Here is a 25,087-nt window from a genome sequence, read left to right on the forward strand (position 1 = left end):
CGGGCGCGGGCCCGGCGTCGTCCGGGACGGCGGCGCCGGGACCGTCCGCGGCGCTCTGCGCCAGGCGCTCCGCGATCTGCGCGTACCGTCCGCCGAGCCGGGCGAGCACGCGCGCCGCGACCTGCGCGAACGGCGGATCCTGCCGCAGGTCCTCGGCGCCCTGCTGGATGGCCCGCAGCAGCGCGGGGAAGTCCTGCGTGGACCCCCACCGCCCGCGCACGACGTCCCAGACGTTGCGCAGGACGCCCATCGCCTCCGTGCGGCCGAGACCGCCGAGCAGGACGTCGCGGACCCCGTCGTGGAACTCGTACTCGACGCCCGCCGGGTCCGAGGCGCGGCGGGCGCGCCGCAGCAGGCCGCCCAGGAACACCTCGGCCAGGTGCGCCGACGTGGCCTCCGGGAGCATGGCCCTCTGGACGAGCGACATGACCTCCAGCCGCAGCGGGGCCGCCGCGAGGTAGGCCGCCAGCCGGAACGCCGTCGGCGAGGAGACCGCCCGGAAGCGCGTCACCCGCTCGGCGGGCGACGGGTCGCCGCCGTCCTCCTCCCGGGCGTCCCGGGGGGCCTCGGCGGCCGGCGCGCCGGTGAACACGGCCATCGCCGCGATCCGCTCCGCCCCGCAGCCGACGAGTTCGGCCCAGGGGCGCAGCCAGCGGGGCTCCAGCTCCATCACGGGAACGGCGACGCCGGGCGGCACGGCGGACTCCTCGCGCGGCCGCACCGCGAGCCGGGCGTTCGGCGCCCCGGCCCGCTGCGCCCCGAGCCACACCGGCTCGACCGCCGTCGCGCACCGCCACCACAGCCGCTGGGGGAGCGGCTGGAGGATCGCGACCGGGGCGGACCGCGCCCAGCGTTCGACGACCGCGGCGGCGCGCCCGTCGCCCCAGGCCGGCCCGATGCAGTCGCTGAAGACCAGGACCACGCGGCGGTGCGTCGGGTCGATCAGCTCGTCCGGGCTGCGGCCCGGCCCGGCCGGCGAGCTGCCGGTGCGCAGGACGAGCGCGCCGCCGTCGGCGTCGAGCCGCCACACCCGCACGTCGCGGAAGGCGCCCAGCCGTTCCATCAGGGACCGCAGCTCGGCGGCGAGCCGGGTCCAGACGACCATGGAGGGGCCGCCGTCCACCACGAGGGCGAGGTCGAGCCGCCGTTCCGGCGCGGGCTCCATGACCGGCTCCCAGATGCCGGTCTCCGCGATCCGCTGCGCCGTCGCCTCCTCGACGAGGTTCTCCACCGTCCGGGACGAGACCCTGCCCCGCAGCGGCCGCAGCGCGCGGGCGAGGCTCAGCGCGTGCGGGAGCGCGGGCGCCGCCGGGGCGCGCACGGCGTCGCCCGGCGCGGACCCCGGCGCGGGGAGGTGCAGTCCCGCCTGCGCGGCCGACGGCGCGGGACGGACCGGGCGGCGGGGCGCGGACGGTTCGGCGACCGCGGGCTCGGCCGCGACGGGCTCCGCGGGCGGTTCCGGCTCCGCCTCAGGGCCGGGCGCCGGCGGGTCCTGACCGCCGGGCGCCGCGGCCCCCGGCAGGGAGAGCGCCAGCCACAGGGCGTCGGCGACCTCCTCCGCGGTGGGCCGGGGGGAGAGCGCCTCCAGCGCCCCGATCAGCCGGGGGATCATCCCGGGCCGGCGGCGCCCAGCGGGCGCAGGATCGCCCTGACCATGTCCTGGAGCGTGGCCTCCGAGGGCCGGGAGCCGGTCGTGCTCAGGTAGACCGCGTTGAGGAGCTGGTCGGTGGCCAGGTCGCCCTGCTCGCGGCGGTCCAGGAACTCCCGGATGAGGTCCGCGCTCGCCGCGCTCGCCGCGGGGCCGAGGTGCGCCTCGACGATCTCGGCGAGCTCCTCGGGGCTCGGCGGCTCGATCACCAGCCGGACGCAGCGGCGCAGGAACGCCGGGGGGAACTCCCGCTCGCCGTTGCTGGTGATGACGACCAGCGGGAACGCGGTGCACTGGACCCGGCCGCGGCCGACCGGCACCCGGTCCGGTCCCTTGGCCGGCATGACGTGCACGACCGGCTGGTCCTCCGGGAGGCGTTCGAGCTCCGGGATCGTGAAGCCGCCCTCCTCGAACACGTTGAGCAGGTCGTTGGGCAGGTCGATGTCGCTCTTGTCCAGCTCGTCGATGAGCAGCACGCGGGGGCGCGGCTGCGGCAGCAGCGCCGTCCCGAGCGGCCCGAGCCGGATGTAGCGGCCGATGTCGGGGGCCTCGGTGTCGGCCCCGGGGGCCACGGCCCGGCGCAGGCTCGTCTCGTGCAGGCGGCCGATGGCGTCGTAGCGGTACAGCCCTTCCTGGAGCGTGACCCGGCTGGTGATCGGCCAGTCCAGCACGGGACCGAGGCCCAGCTCGTGCGCCACGTTGTAGGCGAGCGTCGACTTGCCCGTCCCGGGCTTGCCGGTGACCAGCAGGGGCCGCCGCAGGCGCAGGGCCACGTTCACCATGGTGACGACGTTCGGTTTCGGACGGTACGCCAGGGCGCGCTCCAGACCGCCGCCCGGCAGCCGGGCGGCGCCGTCGGCCGTGTCGCCGGCCGCGTCGAACCGCCTCCAGGGCGGCGGATCGGGCAGCCGCGCCAGGCCGTCGTGCGGCCGGGCGTCACCCCGGTAGATCTCCCAGCCCTCGGACTCTTCGCCCGCGGTCGTCTCCGTCTTCGCCACAGGTACCTCCCAGGGGGCTCAGGCCGGGGCGTTCAGCCGCACGTAGGGTTCGGGCAGCCGGTCCGCGTCGTCGAACACCAGCGTCAGGTCGAGACCGAGATGGACGCCGCCGCCGTCTCCGTCGAGGGCCCGGAGCGCCTGCCGGCGCAGCGCCAGCACGGCGTCGGGCAGGTCCATCGCCCCCGCGCCCAGCAGTTCCCGGAACTCCCGGGCGAACCGCTCCGGATCGCGGCCGCGGCGGCACCAGGTGACGATCGGCGCCCCCGCCTGGAGCGCGGCGCGCAGCTCCGCGGAGTCCGGCCCGTCCGTGCGCGGGGGGAAGGCCATGGCCATGCACACCGACGACGGTTCGGACAGCAGCATGCTGTAGAGGCTTTCACCGCCGTACTGCCCGGGCTGTGTCACCCAGCACACCTCGGCGCCGTGGGGGTTGTCGCGCAGCCACCGCCACTTGCGGCGCCAGTGGTGGTGGTACGCCCGCCTGCGCATCCGGTCGAGGCTGCGGACGACCACCGGATGCTCGATGCCGAGGCGCCGCTCCAGCCCGTCCACGGTGATCCGCAGCTGGTCGACCGGCGTGCCGAGCAGGTCGACCGGCAGCACGAACTCCAGCGTCAGCTCCGGCGTCGGCCGGTTGACGACGTGCTGGTCCTCGCACAGCAGCCCCTTGACGAGTCCGGGCAGCCGGTCGAGGGGGACGGGTTCGTCGTCGCAGCGCAGCATGAGCCCGTGCCCGCCGTCCACCTGGAGCCACGCGGAGGCCAGGTAGCGGTCCGGGACGGCTCCGTCCCCGCGCAGCTCGATGACCAGGTAGCTCCGCGCCGCGGCCTCCCGCGCCCCGGCGTCGCGCGCCGCGGGCACCTCGCGCCGCCGCGCCGGGGGGAGGCCGCGCGCCGCCCCCAGCCGGTGCGCGAGCCGGTCGGCCCAGGCGCGCAGGCCGGCGGCCGCGGGTCCGGCCGCGTGCGCGGCGAGCCCCTCGACGAAGGCCAGGAGCGGCGGGACGCCCTCGGCGCTGAAGGTCAGGTCCTCCAGCCTGGCCAGAACGCTCCACAGGTCGCCCGGGTCGGCGGCGAGGGCGGGGCCGGAGGGGCCGGCGACCTCCCAGTAGAGCGCGCGGATCGCGGCCGGCTCGACGGCCTCGGAGACGCGGTCGCCCAGGCTCCGCAGGAGGCCGTCGAGTTCCCGGCGCTCCTTCGGGCTGAGCAGCGGTTCGGGAAGCAGCTCCTCGACGAGGTCGCGGAGCTCCCCCATCGGCGTGCTCCCGCGGTGGAACTCCTCGACGATCTCGACCAGCGCGTGGAACGCCCCGGGATAGGGCAGGCACGCGTCCACGAGATGCCAGACATCGGTGATGTCCTTGTCGTCCCGGCTGATCGGGAGGGGATGGCCCAGCCGCCGTTCCAGAAGGGAGACGCAGAGGTCACGGGAGGTGCGCTTGCGCACGGTCTCCAGTTCCCACAGCGCCCGCACGAGGCGGGACTGGTCTTCGAAAGGCAGCGACCATGCCACGTCCGACACTCATCCCCTCCGACACCCAAACCGCACCGGGACCCCCATCGGTGGGGCATATCGTACGCGTTCAGCGAGAAATGATCCCCTGGGGCATTTCCGGCGGTGTGGAATTGTCATAAAGGTCTGTGTCGGAACCGGAGTCCGCGGGCCGGGCCGTGGAGCGGACCCGTCCCGGGACCGCGCGGGCCGCCGCCGCGCACCGGCGGAGCGGCGGCCCGACCACCTCGGCGAGCGCGCCCCTGAGCGTCTGCTGGGAGCCGATGTTCCGCCGTTTCCGCAGCGACCAGAGGCAGCAGCTGCTGACCACGGCGACGCACAGGGTGATCGCGGTGACGACCCCGGTCGCGATCCTCGTGCTCGCCACCAGCGAGAGCAGGTAGCCGGAGAACAGCGACCCCAGGGGGACGGCGCTCTGCGTGACGAGGCTGTTGATGCTGGCCACCCGCGCCAGCATGTCGTCGGGGATCCACGTCGCCTGGTAGACGGTGAGCGCCACGTTCATGTGCGCGCCGATGAAGCTGATCCCGCCCCAGGCGGCGAGCCCGGCCAGCGGGCTGTCGTAGGCCGTCACGATCGCGGTCATCGCGAACCATCCCCAGACGCAGCAGAACAGCAGCCGCATCGGCCGGTTGCCCTGGGCCAGGCGGTAGCGCCGGGAAAGGTGGGACGCCGCGACGGCGCCGAGCGTGCCCCCGAGCCCGGACGCCGCGAAGAGAATGCCGATCATCGAAGTGGAGGTGAACTCCTGGTCCGCCTGCACCACGAGCCTCAGAAAGATGATCTGGAAGGCGAAGTTCGTCACCGCGCACACGGCGATCACCATGCACAGGAATGGGTGGCCCAGGATGAAACGAATGCACTTTCCGAAATCGGTGGGTTCGGGGGCCCGTTGTTCCTCCGGTGCGAAATTCTTCTCCCGCACGCAGTGCAGCGTGAGGGCGGAGAAAAGGGAGGAGAGAGCGTCGGCGGCGAAGGGCAGCGCCCTGTCCAGGCCATACAGGAAACCGCCGAGCGGGCGGCCGAGAAGCAGCGCGATATGGCCCCTTGCCTCGTTTCTCGCCATCGCCTCGGGAAGCTGGTCGGGGCGGACGACGCGCTTGACGACGGCGACCTCGGCCAGGCTGTACAGGCCCGCGAGCGCGCCGTCCGCCGCGGCCGCGCCGACCAGGAGCAGGCCGGGGTGGTAGTGCAGGGCGAGGCCGACGGCCAGCAGCACCGACACGCCGAACCGCGTGTACTGGCAGGTCAGCATGATGCGCCGGCGGTCGAAGCGGTCCGCGAGCATGCCCGCGGGCACGTAGAGGAGGAGCCGGGGGAACGTCCCGGCCGCGGCGACCCAGCCCGCGAAGACCGGCGAGCGGGTCAGCGACAGCGCCAGCAGCGGGATCGCGATGGCCGCGTTCATGGTGCCGAGCTGGGAGGCGGCCGATCCGCTCCACAGGAAGGTGAAATCCCGTGGCATGGACGCTCGTGGTTTCACGTGGACCCGCTCGCGCCGTCGAAAGCGGCCACCTGTTGCATCCTTCCCGGAACCGATGGTGGCCGGTTCGGTCGAGGTGCGACCGGGCGCCGACCAGCGGGCGGCGGCAATGGGTGCGCCGGCCCGAATGGCTTTCCGTCCGACGGCATGAGCGGCGAAAGGAAAACGGTCGAAAAGCTCCGGGCGCGTTCATACCGAGAAGAAAGCCTGCGGCCCCGTAGTGCCGGGGTCGCAGGCAGACTCTAGTGGAGATCGCGGCGAGAAACGGGTCGATTGTCGAAAAACGACTTCCCGCGGGCGAGTCTCGTACGACTCTTGAACGACGGTATGCCGATCGTGGGGATCGGTGCGGGACGCGCTTCCCGCTTCCGCCGCCAGAGGGGCGGCACAGGACGGGCCGCCCGCGGCCCGCGCGGTGCTCCGCACCGGCGGATGCCGGACCAGGGGGTGCGCCGGTCGGCCCCGCGCCGGGAGACGCGGGGGGCCGGCGGCCGCGGGGTCAGCCGAGCTTGCTCTCGAAGCCGGCGGAGGCGATCTCTCCGCGGCTGGGGTCGAGGATCTCGCGCAGGGCCAGTTCGATGGCCGACTCGCCGAGCACGTCGTCGAGTTCGCGGAGCGAGAGTCCGGACACGTCGATCAGGTCGCCGTGGAGAGCGGGTTCCTGCTGCATGGATTCTCCTCGGGCGGGGTCACGCCGCCTGGCGGGTGGGCGGGCGCACAGTACAGGATTGTCCGTGCATGGGCGGCTGACTCCAATGATTACAGAAGAATCCTGCTTTGACCATTGCCGTTCCGGCCGCCGGTCGACGCTTTTATAGTGCAGTCGAAACAGGCGAATTAGCCAGACCGAAAAGAGGGCCCGCAGAAACGGGCGTGGTTCGGATCTGTGACGCGTGACCTATTCCCCCCCTGACTGAATTGGGATAATACGGTAGCTAAGTGCGCATGCCGGCGCAGCGATCTGGCCATGTGGTGATCGGCGGAATGCGAGGTGGACGCGTGTCGTTCCCGGAGACGGCCCCGGCGGTCTGGGGCAAGATCCCGCCGCGGAACAAGAACTTCACCGGACGCGAGGAGCTGCTCACCAAGCTGAAGGCAGGCATCTCCGGCCAGGTCACCGCCGTGCTGCCGCACGCCCTGCACGGGCTCGGCGGCGTGGGCAAGACCCAGATGGCGGTGGAGTTCGCGCACCGGTTCGCCGTGGACTACGACGTGGTGTGGTGGGTTCCGGCCGACCAGCCGTCCCTGGTGCGGCCGGCGCTGGCATCGCTGGCGCCCAAGCTCGGCCTGACCTCCGCCACGGCCCGGGGCGTCGAGGACGCGGCCAACGACGTCCTCGAAGCGCTGCGCCGCGGGGAGCCGTACCGCCGCTGGCTCCTCATCTTCGACAACGCCGACCAGCCCGAGGACCTCCAGGACCTGCTGCCCCAGGGCCAGGGGCAGGGGCACGTCCTCGTCACCTCGCGCAACCCGCGGTGGGAGGGCGTCGGCCACACCGTCCAGGTCAACGTGTTCAGCCGCGACGAGAGCGTCGCGTTCCTCAACAAGCGCGTCCCGCGCGCGATCGGCGAGGAGGACGCGAACCGCCTCGCCCACGAGCTCGGGGACCTGCCGCTCGCCCTGGAGCAGGCCGGGGCGTTGCAGGCCGAGACGGGCATGTCCGTCACGGAGTACCTGCGGCTGCTCGACGAGTGCACCAGCCAGCTGCTGGCCGAGGGCAAGCCGACCGAGTACCCGGTGTCGATGACGGCGGCGTGGCGGCTGTCGGTGAACAGCCTGGCCGAGAAGGTGCCCGAAGCCGTCGAGCTCCTGCGCTGCTGCGCGTTCTTCGGCCCCGAGCCGATCCCGCGCGAGGTGTTCTCCCGGACCCCGCCCGGGATCAGCCAGCCGCTGGCCGGGCTGCTGCGCAACCCGATCCGCCTCGCGCGGGCCTTCGGGGAGGTCAACCGGTACGCGCTGGCGAAGATCGACGCGCCGAGCCGGACCGTCCAGGTGCACCGGCTGATCCAGGCGCTGCTGCGCGACGAGCTGAGCCCGGCGGAGCAGGCGCGCTTCCGCGGCGAGGTGCACATGCTCCTCGTGGCCGCGACGCCCCCCGAGGACGCGGAGTCGCCGGCGAGCTGGCGGCGCTACTCGGAGCTGATCGGCCACGTGGAGCCCGCCGCCGTCGCCGAGAGCACCGACCCCGAGGTCCGCAAGTTCGCCCTCAACATCGTCCGCTACCTGCGGCTGTCCGGCGACTACGCGTTCGCGCAGCACCTGATCGAACGCCTCCTCGACCAGTGGGCGGCCGACTCCGGGGAGGACGACATCGACCTCCTGGAGGGCAAGCGCCAGTTCGGCAACATCCTGCGGGACCTCGGGGAGTACGGCGCCGCCTACGAGTCGAACCTGAAGGCCATGGAGCGGACGGAGGCGCTGGTCGGCCCCAAGCACCGGATGACCCTGCAACTGCTGAACTCGCTCGGCGCCGACCTGCGGGCGCGCGGGGACTTCTCGGACGCCCGCGACCACGACATGCGCTCCCTGGAACGGCACACGGAGGCGTTCGGCGAGTCGGCGCCCGACACGCTGCGGGTGATGCACAACCTGGCGCTCGACCACGGGCTGAACAGCGACTACGTCAAGTCGAAGGAGCTCCACGAGACCGTCTGCCTGAGGTTCGGGGACGTCGCCCTGGGCACCGCGGTCAACGTCAGCAACGCGCTCGGGGGCCTGGCGCGCGCGGTGCGCCTCTGCGGCGAGTACTCCGAGGCCTGCGATCTGGGCGAGGACGCCTACGCCAAGTGCGTCGACGAACTCGGCGCCGAGCACCCGCTGACGCTGCGCGTGGCCAAGGACCTCTCGATCGCGCTGCGCCGCGCGGGCGAGCTGGACAGGGCCCTGGAGGTGGCGCAGGAGGTCAACGCGCGCTCCGTGCGGCTGTTCGGGCTGGACCACCCCGACACCCTGGCCGCGGCGATGTGCCTGGCCAACGGGCAGCGCTGCACCGGGGACCTGAAGTCGGCCCTGGAACTCGCGGCCGACACGGTCGTCCGCTATCCGAAGGCCTACGGGCCCGAGCACCCCTACAACCACGGCTGCGGCGGGAACCTGGCGCTGCTGCACCGGGTGTGCGGCGACGCGGCGTCCGCGCGGGCGTCCAACGAGAAGGCGCTGGCGGGGCTGGAGGTCAAGCTCGGACGCGACCACCACTACTCGCTCACCGTGGCCACCAACCTGGCCAGCGACCTGCTGGCGCTCGGCGAGGTGGAGTCGGCGTGCAGGCTCGGCCGGGGGACGCTGCGGCGGCTGCGCGCGGCGATCGGGGACGAGCACCCGATGACCCTGGCCTGCGCCGCGAACCTCGCGGTCTCGCTGCGGGAGTCCGGCGACGCGGACGAGGCGGACCGGCTGCACGAGGAGACGATGAGCGCCTACGCCAGGACGCTAGGCCTGGAGCACCCGGACGCCGTCGTCGCGGGGGAGTGGCGCAACCTCGACTGCGACTTCGACCCGCCGCCGATCTAGGCGGCGCCGGAGGGCGAGGGGTGCCCGGGGTTGCGGCGGCGCCAGGCCGTCAGGTGCCGTCCCGCGGCCTCGCCGCCGCGGCGCAGGGCCTCGGAGGGGACGGGCTCGTCCAGCCAGGCCCGGACGGTCCGGCCCATCTCGCCGACGAACACCTCGCCCTCGGCGGTGAGCCCTCCGCTGGAGGCGAGGGTGCGGATGACGAGGTCCGTGGCGGCGCGCCAGCGCGCGAAGTCGCTCTCGGCCTCAAGGGCGGCCTCGCCCGTCTCGTGCCGGCGCTGGTCCCGCCAGAACCTGGCGATGCCGAGGTGGGCGTAGGCGCCCTGGAGCAGCCCCGCGACGGGCCTCGGATCCTCCCGCCAGGGCGCGTAGTAGGTGGTGCCGTCGTCGGGGCGGGTGAGGTGGACGGCGTCCAGAAGCCCGGTGAGCTTGGTGTGCTGGACCTCGTGGGCCAGCGTGACCGCGAGGAAGCGGGCGTCGGGCGGGCTGGACAGGCCGATGCTGCCGAAAGCGTGCCTGGGCGTCGCGCTGGACTGCCCCTGTGCCGGGGCGACGAGCGGGGTCAGGACGGACACGAAGGCCGCGACGTCCTCCGCGACGCCCGGATGGTGGTCGACCAGGATGCGCCAGGCGCCGTCCAGGACCGTCTGCCAGTGGTCGAGTTCGGCGCCGCTCAGGCGGTGCTGGAGCCGCTCGGCTCCGGGCATGCGGTCCGGGTCGTGGTCGTCGAGCAGGAAGCCGGCGTGCGCGCCGCGGTGTTCGGCGGTCAGCCTCCGCAGGGCCTCCCAGCCGGGCGCGTCCCGGTGGACGTCGGCCGGCAGCCCGATCCGCAGGTTCCCGGCGACGACCTCCGCCCCGCCCGGTCCTGACCGGACGAGCGCGCTCCTCCGGCCGGGGACGAGGGCGCGTCCCAGCCCGGGAAGGACGATCGCCCCCGAGCGCGCCGGCACCTCGATCTCGCAGGGAAGGCCCGCCTTGACCGCCGCCCCGGCGGCGAGGGCGGCGAGGCCGCCCGGGGCGGCGCCGCCTTCCGCGCCGGACGGGCCGGCGAGAGCGCGCCTGGCCCATTCGCCGACGGTCGGATGCCGCAGCACGGCCTCCGCCGCCTGCGGGGCCCTCTGCTGGATGCGCCCGAGCAGGTCGTAGGCCTCCGCGGCCTGGGGCCCGCCCGCGTCGCGCACGCCCCGCAGCAGCAGGAGGCGCTTGCTGTACTGGGCTCTGTGGAGGAGTTCGACCGCGGCCGGGCCGCCCTCGCCCGCGGCGAGCGCCAGGAAGACCTTCTCGGGGATCCGGTGGACGCCCGGGCTCATCCGGTTCCCTCCTGGGACGACACCTTCCTCGTGTACGCCTCGATGTCCTGCGAGACCGCGTCCCGCACGTGGGTGACCAGGCGGAAGAGGTCGCGGCAGTAGACGGACGGGTTGGCGAAGCCGGTGCCGGAGCGGTACCGGTGGGTGTAGAGGCCGCCGCCGCACACGCGGTGGACGGGGCAGGCCGCGCACGCGTCGGCGAGCGCCCGGCGGCCGATCTGGCGCGCGGCCATCGCGGGGAGCATCAGGGCTGCGTCGAAGGTGTCCCGGCCCACGTGCAGTTCGGTGTGCGCGGCGCCCTCGTAGGCGGACTTGAGCGTGTCGACCTGCTCGATGGAGCCGTCGGTCTCCACCACGGCGACCGCGACCGGCGACAGCCCGATCGTCTCGCTGCGCGAGGGGCGGCCGAGCAGCAGCCGGATGATCTCGTCGAACAGCCGGACGCGGGTCTCCCGCACCGGGGTGCGGTACCAGCGTTCGAAGATCGCGACGAGCCAGTCGCCGTACGGCGTCGCGTCGTCGTCGCCGCGGCCCGGAGGCGGGGTGTCCCAGTTGCCGTGCGGGAGCAGGAAGTCGACGGCCGGGGGGCGGTGGGCGAGGAGCGCCTCGTAGGTGGCGACGGGGTCGTTGCGCAGGTCGATTGTGCTCAGCAGGCCGCTGAACAGCCGGCGGTACGCGGGCGTCGTCAGCCGGTGCAGCCCGGTCGTGACCTCCTCGTGGCTTCCCCTGCCGTTGGCGCGGCGGCGGTGGCGGTCGTGGCCGTCCTCGTCGCCGTCCAGGCTGACGCTCGCGTATATGTCGAGTTCGTCGAAGAGTTTCAGGTAGACCGAATCGAGGAGGACGCCATTGGTCTGCAAGTGGAAACTCACCGACGTCCGGGAATCCACGGCCGAATTGACCGCCTCGACCGCGTAGCGGATGTGCTCGGGACCGGCGAGCAACGGTTCTCCGCCGTGCAGGACGACGCCGATCCGGGACAGGTCATTGGAGCGCGCGTGCTCGGCGATGCGGGCGGCCGTGCGGTCCAGGGTGGCGCGCGACATGCGGCGCGGCTGGCGCCGCCAGCTCTGGTCCGCCATCTCGTACATGTAGCAGTAGTCGCAGGCCAGGTTGCATCTGCTGTGGACTTTCAGGACGAACTCGCGGAACGGAGTCGGCCGCCACCCCTGCTCCAGCAGGCTCTGGACGCTCAGGGTGGCCGGCCATTCGTCTTCGGTGGACGTCCGGGCGGCCCCCACGGTCACACCGATCAACTCCCAGCGGGGTTCGCGCAAGTGGATCAAGTTCCCTTTATACATTTATATACGCATTATCATGATCACGGAATCGCGGTCCGGGATTGGTCCCGGCGGCGGATCGGCGCAGGGGGTCAGCGCAGGGAGCGGCGGGCTATCAGGGCGGCGTTCAGGAGCTGGAGGTCGCCGGGGCGGGCCGGGTCCAGGCCGGTGAGGGCGCTGATGCGGCGAATCCGGTAGGCGACCGTGTTCGGGTGGACGTGCAGGGCCGCGCCGGTCGCGCGGCGGTCCAGGTCGAGCGCCAGGTAGCGCTCCAGCGTGCGCAGCAGGTCGGGCCTGAGGTCCAGGGGCGCCAGCAGTTCGGCGAGCGCGGCGAGCGCGCCGCTCGGACGGCTCAGCTGGTAGTCCAGCAGGACGTCGGCGAGCCGGTACAGGCCGGGCGGGCGGCCCGCCCGGCGGACCAGGTCCATGATCTCGCCGGTCTGGGCGACGGCGCCCGGGACGCCCGCCGGCCCGGTGATCTCCGCGGCGGCCGTCACCTCGATGTCGGCCGCCTTCGCCGCGCCCGCGACCAGGTCGTGCAGGGTCTCCCACCCGGCGGAGAAGGGGAGCAGGGCCGTCCCTCCCGAGGCGTCCAGGGCGGTGAGGGCGGGCTCGTCGGCGACGGCGTCCAGCGCGGTCCGGACGCGGCGGATCTTGCGGCGGGCCGCGATCCGGGCGCGCTGGCCCGACCCGGCCTCGTCCGGATGCGGGCCGAACGCCAGCGCCAGGACGGCGTAGCGGGGCGCCGGGCGGTGCCCCGCGGTGTCCCCCGCCAGCAGCGCGGTCATCAGGGCGTGCCGGCCGCCGTGCTCCTGGCTGTCGAGGATCTGCCGCACCTCCAGGTAGGCGGCGCTGACGGCGGAGGTCAGCAGCCGCTGGAAGTCGAGGAAGTAGCCGAGCGCCTCCTGGAAGGCGGGCAGGTCGTCCGGCTCGGCCCCGGCGGTCAGGTCCTCCCAGGCCATGGCCGCCCCGATCTGGTAGGCGGCGAGGATCGCGTCCAGCGGCACGCCCTCCTCGGCCCGCAGCGCCGCCGAGTCGCGCTGCCGGGCGAAGTCGGCCGCGCGGGCGGGCCGGCGCCGCTCCAGGACGTCCGCGAACTGCCGCAGGCTGTGCTGGACGATCCCGGCGACGTCCCCGGCGACCTCCTCCTGCGGCAGCTCGGCGTAGACGGGCAGCTCGGCGAGCAGCCGCGCCACGACGCGGCGGGTCAGCAGCGGCGCGCGGACCCGCAGATGGGCCGCCACCGGCCGGCCCGCCACGCGCAGCGCCGGCGTCTTGTCCCGCGTCACAACGGCTCCCGGAAGAGTCTGTTTTCGCGCCAATTGAACGGCGTGTCCAGATTCTGGACGATCACGGCGACATCGTCCATGACGCCGGGAGTCAGCTCATGAAGCGTCTGTTCAACGGCCGCCCGTCCACCCCCCGGGCCGTCAGGAGCCGAGTCGCCGGAGGCGCGGTCGGCGCGCTCGTTCTGGCGGGCGCGGCGCTCGGCGGGACGGCCGTTCCCGCGGCGGCCGCCGCGGTGGAGTACGTCGCGCTCGGCGACTCGATGGCGTCCGGCCCGCTCATCCCGGACATCACCGGCCCGGTCGGCTGCGGGCGCTCCACCCGCAACTACGCGCACGTGCTGGCCTCCCGCACGGGCGCCGCCCTCCGGGACGTCACCTGCAGCGGCGCCAAGACCACCCACATGACCCAGTCGCAGAGCACCAGCGTCGGCGGCGTCGACACCGGGACCGTCCCGCCGCAGCTCGACGCGCTCACCGCGTCCACCGCGCTCGTGACCCTCACCATCGGCGGCAACGACGTCGGCCTGGTCGGCATCGCCCAGGACTGCGCCACCCTCGACCCCACCGCCACCCCGTGCAAGGGCGAGTTCGAGGACCAGGTGGCCCAGCGCACCCGCGACTTCGGCCCGAAGCTGTCCGCCGTCCTGGACGGGATCCGCGCCCGCTCCCCGAAGGCCCGGATCGTCGTCACCGGCTACGGCCTCTACGTCAGGCGGAACGGCTGCTGGCCCGTCCAGCCCGTGCTGCCCACGGACGCCAACTTCCTCCAGGGCTCCGTGAACGCCCTGAACGACGTGATCCGCCAGCAGACGACCGCGCACGGCGGGACCTACATCGACCTGGTCACGCCCAGCGCCGGCCACGACGCGTGCCAGTCGGCGTCCCAGCGCTGGGTCGAGGGCTACGTCCCCGTCCACTCCGCCGCGCCCCTGCACCCGAACGCGGCGGGCGAGGCCGCGTACGCCGCCGTCATCGGCGGCGTCCTCGGCGCCTGAGCCCGCTGATGGCCCGTCCCGGCCAGACCCCCGGGCCGGGACGGGCCGTAAGCTTCGTGGCGCCGACGGAGGGGTGATCATGAACGAGCAGATGCGCGCCAACACCGCCGCGTACGAGCAGACGATCCGCTCGACGCTCGCGCTCGCCGGGACGCTGGGCGACGACGACTGGGACCGGCCGACCGAGTGTCCCGGCTGGACGGTCAAGGACCAGTTCTCCCACCTCGCCGGCGTGGAGCGCGACCTGCTCGGCGATCCCGCCCCGCCCGTCGAGCTGCCCGAGTTCGAGCACCTCCGCAACGACTTCGCCCGCTACACCGAGCTGGCGGTGCACGCGCGGCGGCCGGTCCCCGGCCCGCAGGTCGCGGCGGAACTGGCGGACGCGCTCGAACGCCGCCTGGTGCAGCTGGCCGGCGAGGACCCCGACCGCGTCCTGATGTGCCCGGACGGCAGGGAGGGCCCCTACACGCGGTTCATCAAGTTCCGCGCCATGGACTGCTGGACCCACGAGCAGGACGTCCGCCGGGCGGTCGGCCGCCCCGGCAACCTCGACGCCCCCGCGGCGCGGTGCTTCTGGGAACTGCTGAGCCGCCCCCTGCCCCGCATCGTGGCGCGGGCGGCGAAGGGCGCGCCCGGTCGCAGCGCCGTCCTCACGATCTCCGGCCCGCCCGACTTCGAGGTCGCCGTCACGGTCGGCGACGACGGCCGCGGCGCGTGGTCCGACGTCCCGGCGTCCCCGTCGGCGAGGATCGCCATGGACTGGGAGACCTACGTCCGGCTGACCGCCGGACGCTGCGCGGCGGGCGACGTCGCCGTCCGCGCCGAGGGCGACGGGGAGCTGGCCGGCGGGATCCTCGCCACCATGGGCGTCACCCCCTGAGCCGCCGCCCCCGGTCCGCGGGCTCTCAGCGGTGCCGGACGGCGTCCGGGAAGTGGGAGGCGAGCAGGTCGGGGGACTCCTCGCGGCCGTCGAGGACGCGGTTGACGCGGGTCACGGCGCGCCAGCCGGACGGGGTGCGGCGCAGCCGCCAGTGGTTGGCGGTGGCGCGGCGCAGCACGAAGCCGTCCGGCCGCTTGACGATCATGAGGGTGTAGCCGACGGCGGTGGCCTCGTCGCCGGAGAGCGTGACGTGCGGCGGGCCGACGACGTGCGCGCAGCCGCCGGAGATCCACCGCTGGTGGTTCGCCGAGCGGACCATCGCCTCGATCTCCGGGTGCCCGGTCATCATCAGCTCGTCCACGTCGTAGACGCCGTCCGGCTCCCAGAGCCCGGCGACCTCGGCCGCGGAGCCGCTGTCGACCAGCGGCCCGTAGGACAGGATCAGCCGGGTGATCTCCCGCTCGTCCTCCAGGGCGCGCAGCCGCTCCTCGAGGGCGGCCAGCCGGGCTTCGACGCTCACCGCTCCTCCCCGAAGACCAGGCCGTAGCCGGCGGCCAGCCCGCGCAGGGCGGCGAGCTGCTCGCAGTAGTGCTCCGCCGACTCCGACTCCATCCGGACGCCGGCGATCGTGGCGCCCGCCTCGCGCAGCCGGGCGAGCGCCGTCCCGGCCGCCTCCGGGGCGCCGATCGGGTCCAGCGGGCGGGACGGCGCGAGGACCACGTCGAAGCCGGGCGGCACGTCGGCGTCCGCGAGCATCTCCGCGAGCGTGCGCAGCGGCAGGCCGAACGGCACCCAGCCGTCGGCGTCCAGCGCGCGGCGCAGCGAGCGGCCCGAGCGGCCGCCGATCCACAGCGGGACGCGGTCCTGGACGGCGTGCGGCTCCACGACGAGCCCGGAGTAGGCGTAGTGCTCGCCGCGGTACTCCGGCGTGCGCCGCGACAGGGAGGCGCGCAGCGCCGCCAGCGCGTCGTCGGCGCGGGAGCCGCGGCCGGCGAACGGCGCGCCGAGCAGGTCGAACTCCTCCTCCAGGCTGCCGACGCCGAGGCCGAGCGTGAGCCGCCCGCCGCTGACCCGGTCGAGCGTGCCGTACCGCTTGGCGATGGCGAGCGGGTGGTGGTAGCCGAGCACGAGCACCTGCGTGGCGAGCCGGATCCGGGACGTGCGGGCGGCGAGGTGCCCGAAGGTCGCGAGCGGGTCCCAGTAGACGCCGCCGCGCTGCTCGGCGGCCTCGGCCGGGACGGCGACGTGCTCGCTGCACGTCAGGTGGTGGTAGCCGAGCCGGTCGGCGGCCCCGGCGATCAGGGCGATCTCCTCGATGCCCGCGCCGCGCTCCCAGGCGGCATGGCCGGGCGGCTGCGCCACCACCGGCGTGACGATCCCGACACGCATCGCTGCTCCCCTCGTTGGTGGAAAAACGTTCTATCACGGTGGCCGGTCCGACCTGGGGCGCGGTCCCAGTGCCGAAGCCTCCGGCTGACCTGCTCTTACTTGCCCTCTTCCGCTGCCAGCAAGCGGTTGCTACATTCCAGGTAACAAGAATTCATTTCAGTCATGTTCTGGGAGGTGCGATGACCGAGGCCACGATGCCGGAGGCAGCCACGCCGGAGGCCATGACCAGGCCGGGGGCCCTGACCGCGCCGGAGGTCATGTCGACCGCGCGCCGGGAGTCGCCGCCGTCGATGATCGAGCGGATGACGCTGATCCTCGACGCGTTCAACGGGCCGACCGCCCGGCTGACCCTGGAGGACGTCGCCCGCCGCACCCGGCTGCCACGCTCCACCGCGCACCGCATCCTGGACCAGCTCGTCCGGCAGCGCTGGCTCGCGCACCACTCGTTCGGCTACGGGCTCGGCCAGCGCGCCCTCGGCCTCGGCGGGCAGGACGGCGGGCACGGCAAGATCCGCGAGGCCGCCGCGCCGCTGCTGCACGAGCTGCAGGTCACCACCGGGCTCGTCGCGCACCTGGCCGTCCTGGACGGCGCCGAGATCTTCTACCTGGACAAGCTCGGCGGGCGGCTCGCCACCTCCGTCCCGTCACGGGTCGGCGGCCGCGCCCCGGCGCACTGCACCGCCCTCGGCAAGGCGATGCTGGCGTGGCTGGAGCCCGAGCAGGTGGACGCGCTGCTCGGCTCGGGCATCAGCCGCTTCACCAGCCGCACGATCGGCGAGCTCGGCACGCTCCACCAGGAGCTGCACCGCATCCGGCAGCGCCGCGGCCTGGCGTTCGAGCGCGGCGAGTCCTACCCCGGCATCGCCTGCGTCGCCGCGGCGATCCGCGGCGCGGAGGGGCCGGTCGCGGGGATCTCCCTGGTCGGCGACATCCGCGCCCCGCTGGAGAACGTCGCGCCGCTGGTGGTCACCGCCGCCCGCGAGGCGTCGCAGATCCTGTTCCCCGGCTCGGCCCCCGGCGCCCGCGCGGGACGCCCCGGCGGGCGCACCCGGCGCGCCGTGCGGACCGGCGAGGAGACCAGCTGGTCGCCGGAGACGATGAACCGGCTGCTCGCCGTCGACGGGCGCGGCGACTGGATGTGACGGGCGGCCCGAGGTGACGTCAACCCCAGCCCCACCGGTCGCCGACGCCCCACGGGTCGGGCGCGATCGGCGCGTCGGGCTCCCCGACGCCGAACCGGCTGCGGAAGAACACCATCGGGCGCCGCCACGCGCCGTCCACCACCTCGTGCCGGTCCACCGCCAGGACCCGCCCGATCACCACCTCGTGGTCGCCGGCCTCGTGCACGTCGTGCACGACGCAGTGGACCGCGAGCAGGACGTCCGGCAGGGCGGGGGCGCCCCACCGCGACTCCTCCCAGTCCAGCCCCTCGAACTTGGCGCCCCGGCTCGACCCGAAGCGCTCGCACAGCTCGCGCTGCTCCTCGCCGAGGACGTTCACGCAGAACCGTCCCGCCGAGCGGATCCGGGGCCACGACCGCCCGCGCTTGTCCGCGCAGAACAGGATGAGCGGCGGGTCCAGCGACACGGACGCGAACGACTGGCAGGCGAAGCCGACGGGCTCGCCGCCGTCGAGGGCGGTGACCACGGTGACGCCCGTCGCGAACTCCGCCATGGCCTTGCGGAAGTCCGCCGGCTCCGGCGCGGCCGCGTCGGCGTCGTGCAGGGGCGTGAGCGCTGGCTCGGCTGGCATGTGTTCACCTCGGGGCTGCGAGCGGGCGGGCGTTCGAATCCACTATGCGACATTTCTACTAACGGGTACTCACCCGGCACCGGTCAAGGGGCCGCCGGTGAGCCCGAAGGTAGGCACGCCCCTGCGCGCCCACCCGCCCCGATCCCGATGAGTGGAAGCGGGCCGCGGGACGGGCCCGCCGAGCCGCCCTGGGACCCGCGTCCCGCTGATCGGGATCCACCGCCGGACCCCGCCGTCCCGCCGATTACGTTCCGGACAAGCCACCGTCGAAGGACTGGGAGATCATGCCTGCGGAGCTGACCTACGAGTCGACGTTGCGCGAGCTCGCCACCGACCAGGGCGTCCTGCGCTACCACGAGGCCGGTGAGGGCCCGCCGCTGCTGCTGCTGCACGGCTCCGGTCCCGGCGTCACCGGCTGGCGCAACTACCGCGGCAACCTCGCCCGGTTCGCCGAGCACTTCCGCTGCCTGGTCCTGGAGTTCCCCGGCTTCGGCGTCAGCGACCCGACCGACGAGCACCCGATGATGGCCGCCGGCGGCGCCGTCGTCCGCTTCCTGGACGGCCTCGGCCTCGGCCAGGTCGACGTCATCGGCAACTCCATGGGTGGCATCGTGGCGACGCAGGTGGCGCTGCGGCACCCCGAGCGCGTCCGGCGGCTGGTCACCATCGGCGGGATCGGCCGCAACGTCTTCAGCCCCGCGCCCGGCGAGGGGATCAGGCTGCTGGCCGAGTTCACCGACGACCCGACCCGCGAGGGCCTCGTCCGGTGGCTGAACTCGATGGTGTACGACCCGCGGATCGTCACCGAGGAGATGATCGAGGAGCGCTGGAAGCAGGCCACCGACCCCGACACCCTCGCCAGCGCGCGCCGCATGTACGGGTCGAAGGCGATGGCGGCCCGCGCGAAGGCGATGGCGGCCTCCGACGAGCCGCCGTACTGGGCGATGCTCCACAGGCTCAAGGCCGAGACCCTGATCACCTGGGGCCGGGACGACCGGGTCAGCCCCGTCGACATGGTGCTCGTGCCGATGCGCACGATCCCGAACGTGCAGGTGAACATCTTCCCGAACTGCGGGCACTGGGTGATGATCGAGCAGAAGTCCGCCTGGGAGAGCGCCGTGCTGGCGTTCCTGACCCGGAAGGACGAGCGGTGAGCGAGCGGGAGCGTCCGAGCGGCTGGGACCACGAGTACGACCTCGTCATCGTCGGCAGCGGCGGCGGGGGGATGGCCGCGGCGCTGACCGCGCACGACGCCGGGATCTCCGCGCTGATCGTGGAGAAGGGCAAGAAGTTCGGCGGCTCCACCGCGATCTCCGGCGGCGGCATCTGGATCCCCAACAACCCGACGCTGAAGGCGCGCGGCCACGACGACAGCCGCGAGTCGATCCGGCGCTACCTGGACCGCCTCACCGAGGGCCGCGTCCCGGCGGCGCGGCTGGACGCGTTCGTCGACCACGGGCCCGCCGCCATGGAGCTGCTCTGCCGGAGCAGGTGGATGCGGTTCTTCTGGACGAAGGGCTACGCCGACTACCACCCCGAGTACGAGGGCGGGCGCCCGCTCGGCCGGTCCATCGAGGCCAAGCCGTTCGACACCCGCAAGCTCGGCGACGACGAGCGGTACCAGCGGCCGAACAGCATGAAGGGCCCCCTCGGCCTGTGGATCACCGCGAAGGACTACCACGACCTCGCGATGGCCAAGCGCACCTGGACGGGCCGGCGCGCGTCCCTGGTCGCGGCGTGGCGCGTGTCGTCCAACATGGTCCGCCGCCGCCACATGGCGACCGGCGGCCGGGCGCTCGCCGCGCGGATGCGGATGGCGCTGAAGGACGCCGGGATCCCGCTCTGGCTGAAGACCCCCATGACCGAGCTCGTCGTCGAGGACGGCCGCGTCACCGGCGTCGTCGTCGAGCGCGACGGCGCGGCGCTGCGCGTCCGCGGGCGCCGGGGCGTCCTGCTCGCGACGGGCGGCTTCGACCACAACCAGCAGATGCGCGACAAGTACCTCCCGAAGGGCGGCCAGGAGGACTTCGCGATGGGCGCCCGCGAGAACACCGGCGACGGCATCCGCGCCGGCGAGAGCGTCGGCGCCGCGCTCGACCTGATGGACGACGCGTGGTGGATGCCCGCCGTCCGGCACCCGGCGGGGGCGACGATCCCGCTGCTGTCGGAGCGGTGCATCCCCCGGTCGGTGATCGTGGGGCAGGACGGCAAGCGGTTCACCAACGAGTCGGCCCCGTACGTCAACTTCGTCCACGACCAGCTGGAAGGCGGGCACGTCCCCTGCTGGTTCGTGATGGACGCCAAGGCCCGCGCCCGGTACCCGTTCGCGCAGATCCTGCCGGGCGCGCCGATCCCCAAGGCGTTCTACGAGGCGGGCATCGCGTTCAAGGCGGACACGCTCGCCGAGCTGGCCGGCGAGATCGGCGTCCCGGCGGACGCGCTGGGCGAGACCGTCGAGGCGTTCAACCGGTACGCGCGCGAGGGCAAGGACCCCGAGTTCGGCCGCGGCGACTCCGCCTACGACCGCTACTACGGCGACCCGAACCTGAAGAACCCCAACCTGGACGTCATCGAGGGCGGCCCGTACCACGCGTTCCGGATGGAGGTCGGCGACCTCGGCACCAAGGGCGGCCTCGTCTCCGACGAGCACGCCCGCGTCCTGCGCGAGGACGGGTCGGTCATCGAGGGCCTGTACGTGACGGGCAACTCCTCGGCGTCGGTGATGGGCAACGAGTACGCGGGCCCGGGCGCCACCATCGGCCCGGCCATCGTGTTCGGCTACATCGCCGCCCGGCACGCCGCCGGGAGCGGAGGGTCCGCCGGGAAGGCCGCGGGACGCTCATGACGGCACTGAAGGCGCGGGTGGTGGAGGTCGTCCGGGAGACGGCCGACGCGCACTCGCTCGTCCTCGAACCCGTCGAGGGCGACCGGGAGCGGTTCGCCTACCGGCCCGGGCAGTTCCTCACCGTCCGGGTCCCGGCGGAGGGCGGCTGGGCCGCGCGCTGCTACTCGCTGTGCAGCTCGCCGCTCACCGGCGACCGCCCGAAGGTGACGGTGAAGCGGGTCGCGGGCGGTCTCGGGTCCAACTGGATCTGCGACAACGTCACGGCGGGCGACGTCCTGGAGGTGCTGCGCCCGGCGGGCACGTTCACACCGCCGTCGCTGGACGAGGACCTGCTGCTCGTCGCGGGCGGCAGCGGCATCACCCCGGTCATGTCGATCCTCAAGTCGTGCCTGGCGGCCGGCTCGGCGAGAGTGGCGCTGCTGTACGCCAACCGGGACGAGCGGTCGGTCATCTTCGCCGACGAGCTGAGGGAGCTGACCGAGCGGCACCCGGACCGGCTCACCGTCGTCCACCTGCTGGAGTCGGTGCAGGGCCTGCCGACGGCCGCCGCCGTCCGCTCCCTGGCGGGCCCCTACGCGGGCCGTCCCGCGTACGTGTGCGGCCCCGAGATCTTCATGGACCTGGTCTCCGAGACGCTCACCGGCCTCGGCGCGAAGGTGCACGCCGAGCGGTTCTTCTCGCTGGAGGGCGACCCGTTCGAGAGGCCCGACGACGCGCCGGAGCAGGCGGAGGCGGAGGACGGCGACGCCGGGGAGATCGAGGTCGAGATGGACGGCGAGACCCGCACGGTGCCGTGGCGCGCGTCCGAGCGGCTTCTCGACGCGCTGCTGCGCGCCGGCGTCGACGCCCCGTTCTCCTGCCGGGAGGGGTCCTGCTCGGCCTGCGCCTGCGTGGCGCTGGAGGGCGAGGTCACCCTGGACGCCAACACGGTCCTCGACGAGCAGGATCTCGCCGACGGCCTCATCCTCGCCTGCCAGGCGAGGCCGGTCACCGACCGGCTGAAGATCACCTACGACGGCTGACGAAACATACTGGGAGACAGGCGATGGCTGACCGCGTGCTTGACACGATCATGGAGAGGGCGGAGCAGATCCGCGAGCTCGGCCCGGCCAACGAGGCGCTCGGCAGGCTCGACGACAAGGCGGCGCAGATCCTCAAGGACGCGGGCGCGATCCGGCTGCTCCAGCCGAAGGAGCACGGCGGCCTGGAGGTCCACCCGCGCGAGTTCGCCGAGACGGTGATGGGGATCGCCTCCCTGGACGGCTCCACCGGCTGGGTCGCCGGCATCGTCGGCGTCCACCCGTGGGAGATGGCCTACGCCGACCCGAAGGTGCGCGAGGAGATCTGGGGCGAGGACCCCGACACCTGGATCGCGTCCCCGTACGCACCGATGGGCATCGCCCGGCCCGTGGACGGCGGCTACGTGTTCAACGGCCGCTGGCAGTTCTCCTCCGGCACCGACCACTGCGACTGGATCTTCCTCGGCGCGATGCTGGGCGACGAGGACGGCAAGCTGGCGCAGCCGCCGCGGTCCCTGCACATGATCCTGCCGCGCGCGGACTACGAGATCGTCGAGGACTCGTGGGACGTCGCCGGGCTGAAGGGCACCGGCAGCAAGGACGTCATCGTCAGGGACGCGTTCGTCCCGGCGTACCGGACGCTGGAGTACTCCAAGGTCGTGGACGGTTCGGCGCCGCGCGAGGCGGGGCTGACCAACCCCTCCTACCTGATGCCGTTCTCCTGCGTGTTCCCGCTCGGCATCTCCTCCGCGGTCATCGGCATCGCCGAGGGCGCGCTGCACCACCACCTGGCCTACCAGCGCAACCGCGTCCAGATCACCGGCACGAAGATCAAGGACGACCCGTACGTGCTGTACGCGATCAGCGAGGCGGCCGAGGAGATCAGGACGTCCCGCACGGCGCTGCTGGACAACTGCTCGCGCATGTACGACATGGTCGCCGCCGGGCACGTGCCGACGTTCGCCGAGCGCGCCGCCGGGCGCCGCACCCAGGTCCGGGCGGCGTGGCGGGCGGTGCAGGCGATGAACGAGATCGTCGTCCGGTCGGGCGGCAACGCGATGCGGAACGACAACCCGATCCAGCGGTTCTGGCGGGACGCGCACGTCGGCCTCGCCCACGCCATCCACGTCCCCGGCTCGGTCTACCACGTCTCCGCCCTGACGGACCTGGACATCGAGCCGCCCCAGGGCCCGATGCGGTCGATGATCTGAGCCCGCCGACTCGCGGCGTGCCGGGAGCGTGGGCGCCTCCACCGCCCGGCACGCCGCGCCACACGGGGCCCTAGCCGAGCAGGCCGCGGTCGGCGACGAGCCTGGGGGTCCAGACGACCCGGCCGAGGTACTCGTCCGCGGCCGGGTCGGTGACCAGCCAGACCACGGCCGCCGCCGGCGCCTCCTCCGGCGTCGGCTCGAAGCCCTCGTCCTTCAGGTGGTCGAGGCCGCCGCGCGCCGCGCCCGCCTCGGTGACGACGAACCCGGGGTCGAGGTTGAACGCGCGGACGCCGGCGCCCCGGTACTCGGCGTTGATCGCGCCGGCGAGGCGCCCGAACGCCGCCTTGGACGCCGAGTACGCCACGCCCCAGCCGCCCTCGCCGGGCGGTCCCGGCGGGTCGGTGGTCGCCGCCCCCGAGCACAGGTCGACGATCGTCCCGCCGCCGCGCGCCAGCATCGCGGGCAGGACGGCCTGGAGCAGGACGATCTGGTTCAGGTAGTTGCCCGTGACGGTCCGCGCCGCCACCTCCGGGTCGAGGTCGAGGAACCGCTCGTGGGTCCCGGCGACGTGCGCGACCGCGTTGTTGACCAGGACGTCCACGCGGCCCCACGCGTCGAGGACCGTCGCGGCGGCGGCCGTCACGCTCGCCCGGTCGAGCAGGTCCATCCGCACCGGCAGGGCCCGCGCGCCGAGCGCCTCGATCTCCGCCGTGGTGCGTTCCAGGCTCCCCGGGACGGGGATCGGCTCCGCGCGCCCGTGGCGCGGCGGTATCCGGCCGCGGCCCTCCTCCACCGTGCGCGCGGTGAACGCGACGTCGTACCCGGCGGCGGCCAGCGCGAGCGCCGTCCGCCTGCCGATGCCCCGGCTCGCCCCGGTCACCATCGCGACCGGCCTGCCCGTCGTCGTCATGAGACCTCCCCCTCCAGATGAGAGCCGCCGCCGTCCGCCCGGCGCACGAAGACTCTCACTCAGCGGGAAGGGCCCGGCGGCCCGCCCCCGGATTTGGGAGGTTGAGGCTCGACGGCCGCCGCGCGGGCCGCTATCCAGAAGGGACCGAGGACAGTGACGCAGATCCGAGGGCTGGGATATCTGAAGGTCCAGACCCGGCACATCGACCGCTGGCGCGAGTTCGCCCTGGAAGGGCTCGGCTTCGCCGAGGGGAGCGGACCGGACCCTGACGGCCTCTACCTGCGCATGGACGAGCGCCGCTCGCGCCTCCGGGTGCTGCCCGGCGACACCGACCGGGTGCTGGCCGTCGGCTGGGAGGTCCGCGACCAGTACGCGCTGGCCGCCGTCCGCGAGGCCGTGGAGAAGTCCGGGACGGCCGTGACGACGCTGACGTCGAAGGAGGCGGCGGAGCGCGACGCGGAGGAGGCCATCGCGTTCACCGACCCGGGCGGGACCCCCGTCGAGGTGTTCTGGGGCCCGGTCCTGGACCACAGCCCCCTGCGCACCGGCTTCGCGCAGAAGTTCGTGACCGGCCCCATGGGCATGGGCCACGTCGTGCTGCCCACCCCCAGGTTCGTCGAGACCGTCGCGTTCTACGCCGAGGTCCTCGGGTTCCTGCCGCGCGGCGCGATGAGGGTCGGCGGCGGCGCCGCGAAGGTCAGGTTCATGGGCGTCAACCAGCGCCACCACAGCATCGCGATCTGCCCGGCGCCGTTCGACGGCGACCCGGGCCTCGTCCACCTCATGGTGGAGGTCGACACGCTCGACGCGGTCGGCATCGCGCTCGACGCCATCACGGAGAAGGGCTTCTCGATCTCCTCCACGCTGGGCCGCCACACCAACGACAAGATGGTGTCGTTCTACGTGCGCGCCCCCGGCGGCTGGGACGTCGAGTACGGCTGCGAGGGCATGCTCGTGGACGAGGCGTACTACACCGCCGAGGAGATCACCAGGGACAGCTACTGGGGCCACGACTGGTCCGGGTCCGAGCCGCTGGCCGCCTTCGTCCCGCCGCGGAAGGGCTGA

21 protein-coding genes are annotated in these 25,087 nt (G+C 73.7%); 9 read left to right on the plus strand and 12 right to left on the minus strand.

Going from position 1 to position 25,087, the window contains the following annotated elements; genetic code table 11:
• From ABWI04_RS10395 to ABWI04_RS10415, 5 genes are all read right to left on the minus strand, one after another.
• The coding region (locus ABWI04_RS10395; RefSeq protein ID WP_353832210.1) for an SAV_2336 N-terminal domain-related protein at positions 1-1,612 on the minus strand (1,612 nt) is incomplete at its 3' end.
• On the minus strand, positions 1,609-2,646 hold the full coding sequence (locus ABWI04_RS10400; protein ID WP_353832211.1) for an AAA family ATPase: 1,038 nt from the start codon (positions 2,644-2,646) through the stop codon (positions 1,609-1,611). The genes ABWI04_RS10395 and ABWI04_RS10400, both read right to left, overlap by 4 nt.
• Before the next feature lie 18 nt (positions 2,647-2,664).
• Entirely contained in the window at positions 2,665-4,164 is a 1,500-nt protein-coding gene (locus tag ABWI04_RS10405; protein ID WP_353832212.1) for a VMAP-C domain-containing protein, read from the minus strand.
• Positions 4,165-4,225: 61 nt separating this feature from the next.
• On the minus strand, positions 4,226-5,620 hold the full coding sequence (locus ABWI04_RS10410; protein ID WP_353832213.1) for an MFS transporter: 1,395 nt from the start codon (positions 5,618-5,620) through the stop codon (positions 4,226-4,228).
• A gap of 517 nt (positions 5,621-6,137) precedes the next feature.
• Positions 6,138-6,308: an FxSxx-COOH-like cyclophane-containing RiPP peptide gene (locus ABWI04_RS10415; protein ID WP_345179226.1), complete on the minus strand. Its 171-nt coding sequence runs from the start codon at positions 6,306-6,308 to the stop codon at positions 6,138-6,140.
• A 329-nt stretch (positions 6,309-6,637) separates the two neighbouring features.
• On the opposite strand from ABWI04_RS10415, the gene fxsT reads away from it, so the two are divergent.
• Positions 6,638-9,148: an FxSxx-COOH system tetratricopeptide repeat protein gene (gene fxsT / locus ABWI04_RS10420; protein WP_345179229.1), complete on the plus strand. Its 2,511-nt coding sequence runs from the start codon at positions 6,638-6,640 to the stop codon at positions 9,146-9,148.
• Here the strand turns inward: fxsT and ABWI04_RS10425 are convergent.
• The 3 genes from ABWI04_RS10425 to ABWI04_RS10435 all read right to left on the minus strand — a co-directional run bounded on the left by ABWI04_RS10425 (position 9,145) and on the right by ABWI04_RS10435 (position 13,021).
• On the minus strand, positions 9,145-10,455 hold the full coding sequence (locus ABWI04_RS10425; RefSeq protein WP_353832214.1) for an HEXXH motif domain-containing protein: 1,311 nt from the start codon (positions 10,453-10,455) through the stop codon (positions 9,145-9,147). The two genes, fxsT and ABWI04_RS10425, sit on opposite strands and share 4 nt — an antisense overlap.
• Positions 10,452-11,738, minus strand: a complete 1,287-nt coding sequence (locus tag ABWI04_RS10430; protein ID WP_353832215.1) for an FxsB family cyclophane-forming radical SAM/SPASM peptide maturase — start codon at positions 11,736-11,738, stop codon at positions 10,452-10,454. Before ABWI04_RS10430 ends, ABWI04_RS10425 begins: the two co-directional genes overlap by 4 nt.
• A gap of 86 nt (positions 11,739-11,824) precedes the next feature.
• On the minus strand, positions 11,825-13,021 hold the full coding sequence (locus tag ABWI04_RS10435; protein ID WP_353832216.1) for a PucR family transcriptional regulator: 1,197 nt from the start codon (positions 13,019-13,021) through the stop codon (positions 11,825-11,827).
• 98 nt (positions 13,022-13,119) lie between these two features.
• On the opposite strand from ABWI04_RS10435, the gene ABWI04_RS10440 reads away from it, so the two are divergent.
• Positions 13,120-14,016 (plus strand): SGNH/GDSL hydrolase family protein, encoded by an 897-nt coding sequence (locus ABWI04_RS10440; protein ID WP_353832217.1) that lies wholly within the window; start codon positions 13,120-13,122, stop codon positions 14,014-14,016.
• Positions 14,017-14,095: 79 nt separating this feature from the next.
• Positions 14,096-14,896 (plus strand): maleylpyruvate isomerase family mycothiol-dependent enzyme, encoded by an 801-nt coding sequence (locus ABWI04_RS10445; RefSeq protein WP_353832218.1) that lies wholly within the window; start codon positions 14,096-14,098, stop codon positions 14,894-14,896.
• A gap of 25 nt (positions 14,897-14,921) precedes the next feature.
• Here ABWI04_RS10445 and ABWI04_RS10450 read toward each other — a convergent pair whose 3' ends face one another.
• Positions 14,922-15,416, minus strand: a complete 495-nt coding sequence (locus ABWI04_RS10450) for a nuclear transport factor 2 family protein (protein ID WP_345179241.1) — start codon at positions 15,414-15,416, stop codon at positions 14,922-14,924.
• On the minus strand, positions 15,413-16,285 hold the full coding sequence (locus tag ABWI04_RS10455; protein ID WP_345179243.1) for a TIGR03619 family F420-dependent LLM class oxidoreductase: 873 nt from the start codon (positions 16,283-16,285) through the stop codon (positions 15,413-15,415). The genes ABWI04_RS10450 and ABWI04_RS10455 overlap by 4 nt, the downstream gene beginning before the upstream one ends.
• 179 nt (positions 16,286-16,464) lie before the next feature.
• Between ABWI04_RS10455 and ABWI04_RS10460 the strand changes: the two genes are divergently transcribed.
• A complete protein-coding gene (locus ABWI04_RS10460) occupies positions 16,465-17,427 on the plus strand; it encodes an IclR family transcriptional regulator (RefSeq protein ID WP_345179244.1) in 963 nt (320 codons plus the stop codon).
• 19 nt (positions 17,428-17,446) lie between these two features.
• Here the strand turns inward: ABWI04_RS10460 and ABWI04_RS10465 are convergent, their stop codons facing one another.
• Positions 17,447-18,037, minus strand: a complete 591-nt coding sequence (locus tag ABWI04_RS10465; RefSeq protein WP_345179246.1) for a flavin reductase family protein — start codon at positions 18,035-18,037, stop codon at positions 17,447-17,449.
• Positions 18,038-18,321: 284 nt separating this feature from the next.
• On the opposite strand from ABWI04_RS10465, the gene ABWI04_RS10470 reads away from it, so the two are divergent.
• Genes ABWI04_RS10470 through ABWI04_RS10485 form a run of 4 tightly spaced genes read left to right on the plus strand, consistent with a single transcriptional unit; the run spans position 18,322 to position 23,112 of the window.
• The gene (locus ABWI04_RS10470; protein WP_345179247.1) at positions 18,322-19,191 is read left to right on the plus strand and encodes an alpha/beta fold hydrolase; all 870 of its coding nucleotides are present in this window, start codon (positions 18,322-18,324) and stop codon (positions 19,189-19,191) included.
• Positions 19,188-20,882 (plus strand): FAD-binding protein, encoded by a 1,695-nt coding sequence (locus ABWI04_RS10475; RefSeq protein ID WP_353832219.1) that lies wholly within the window; start codon positions 19,188-19,190, stop codon positions 20,880-20,882. Before ABWI04_RS10470 ends, ABWI04_RS10475 begins: the two co-directional genes overlap by 4 nt.
• The gene (locus ABWI04_RS10480; protein ID WP_353832220.1) at positions 20,879-21,904 is read left to right on the plus strand and encodes a 2Fe-2S iron-sulfur cluster-binding protein; all 1,026 of its coding nucleotides are present in this window, start codon (positions 20,879-20,881) and stop codon (positions 21,902-21,904) included. The genes ABWI04_RS10475 and ABWI04_RS10480 overlap by 4 nt, the downstream gene beginning before the upstream one ends.
• A gap of 23 nt (positions 21,905-21,927) precedes the next feature.
• The gene (locus ABWI04_RS10485) at positions 21,928-23,112 is read left to right on the plus strand and encodes an acyl-CoA dehydrogenase family protein (protein WP_353832221.1); all 1,185 of its coding nucleotides are present in this window, start codon (positions 21,928-21,930) and stop codon (positions 23,110-23,112) included.
• Between the two features lie 70 nt (positions 23,113-23,182).
• Here the strand turns inward: ABWI04_RS10485 and ABWI04_RS10490 are convergent, their stop codons facing one another.
• On the minus strand, positions 23,183-24,022 hold the full coding sequence (locus tag ABWI04_RS10490; protein WP_353832222.1) for an SDR family NAD(P)-dependent oxidoreductase: 840 nt from the start codon (positions 24,020-24,022) through the stop codon (positions 23,183-23,185).
• A 153-nt stretch (positions 24,023-24,175) separates the two neighbouring features.
• Between ABWI04_RS10490 and ABWI04_RS10495 the strand changes: the two genes are divergently transcribed.
• Positions 24,176-25,087, plus strand: a complete 912-nt coding sequence (locus ABWI04_RS10495) for a VOC family protein (protein WP_345179257.1) — start codon at positions 24,176-24,178, stop codon at positions 25,085-25,087.

It is taken from the genome of Actinomadura sp. NPDC000929, from assembly GCF_040492065.1.
Taxonomy (GTDB): domain Bacteria; phylum Actinomycetota; class Actinomycetes; order Streptosporangiales; family Streptosporangiaceae; genus Spirillospora; species Spirillospora verrucosospora.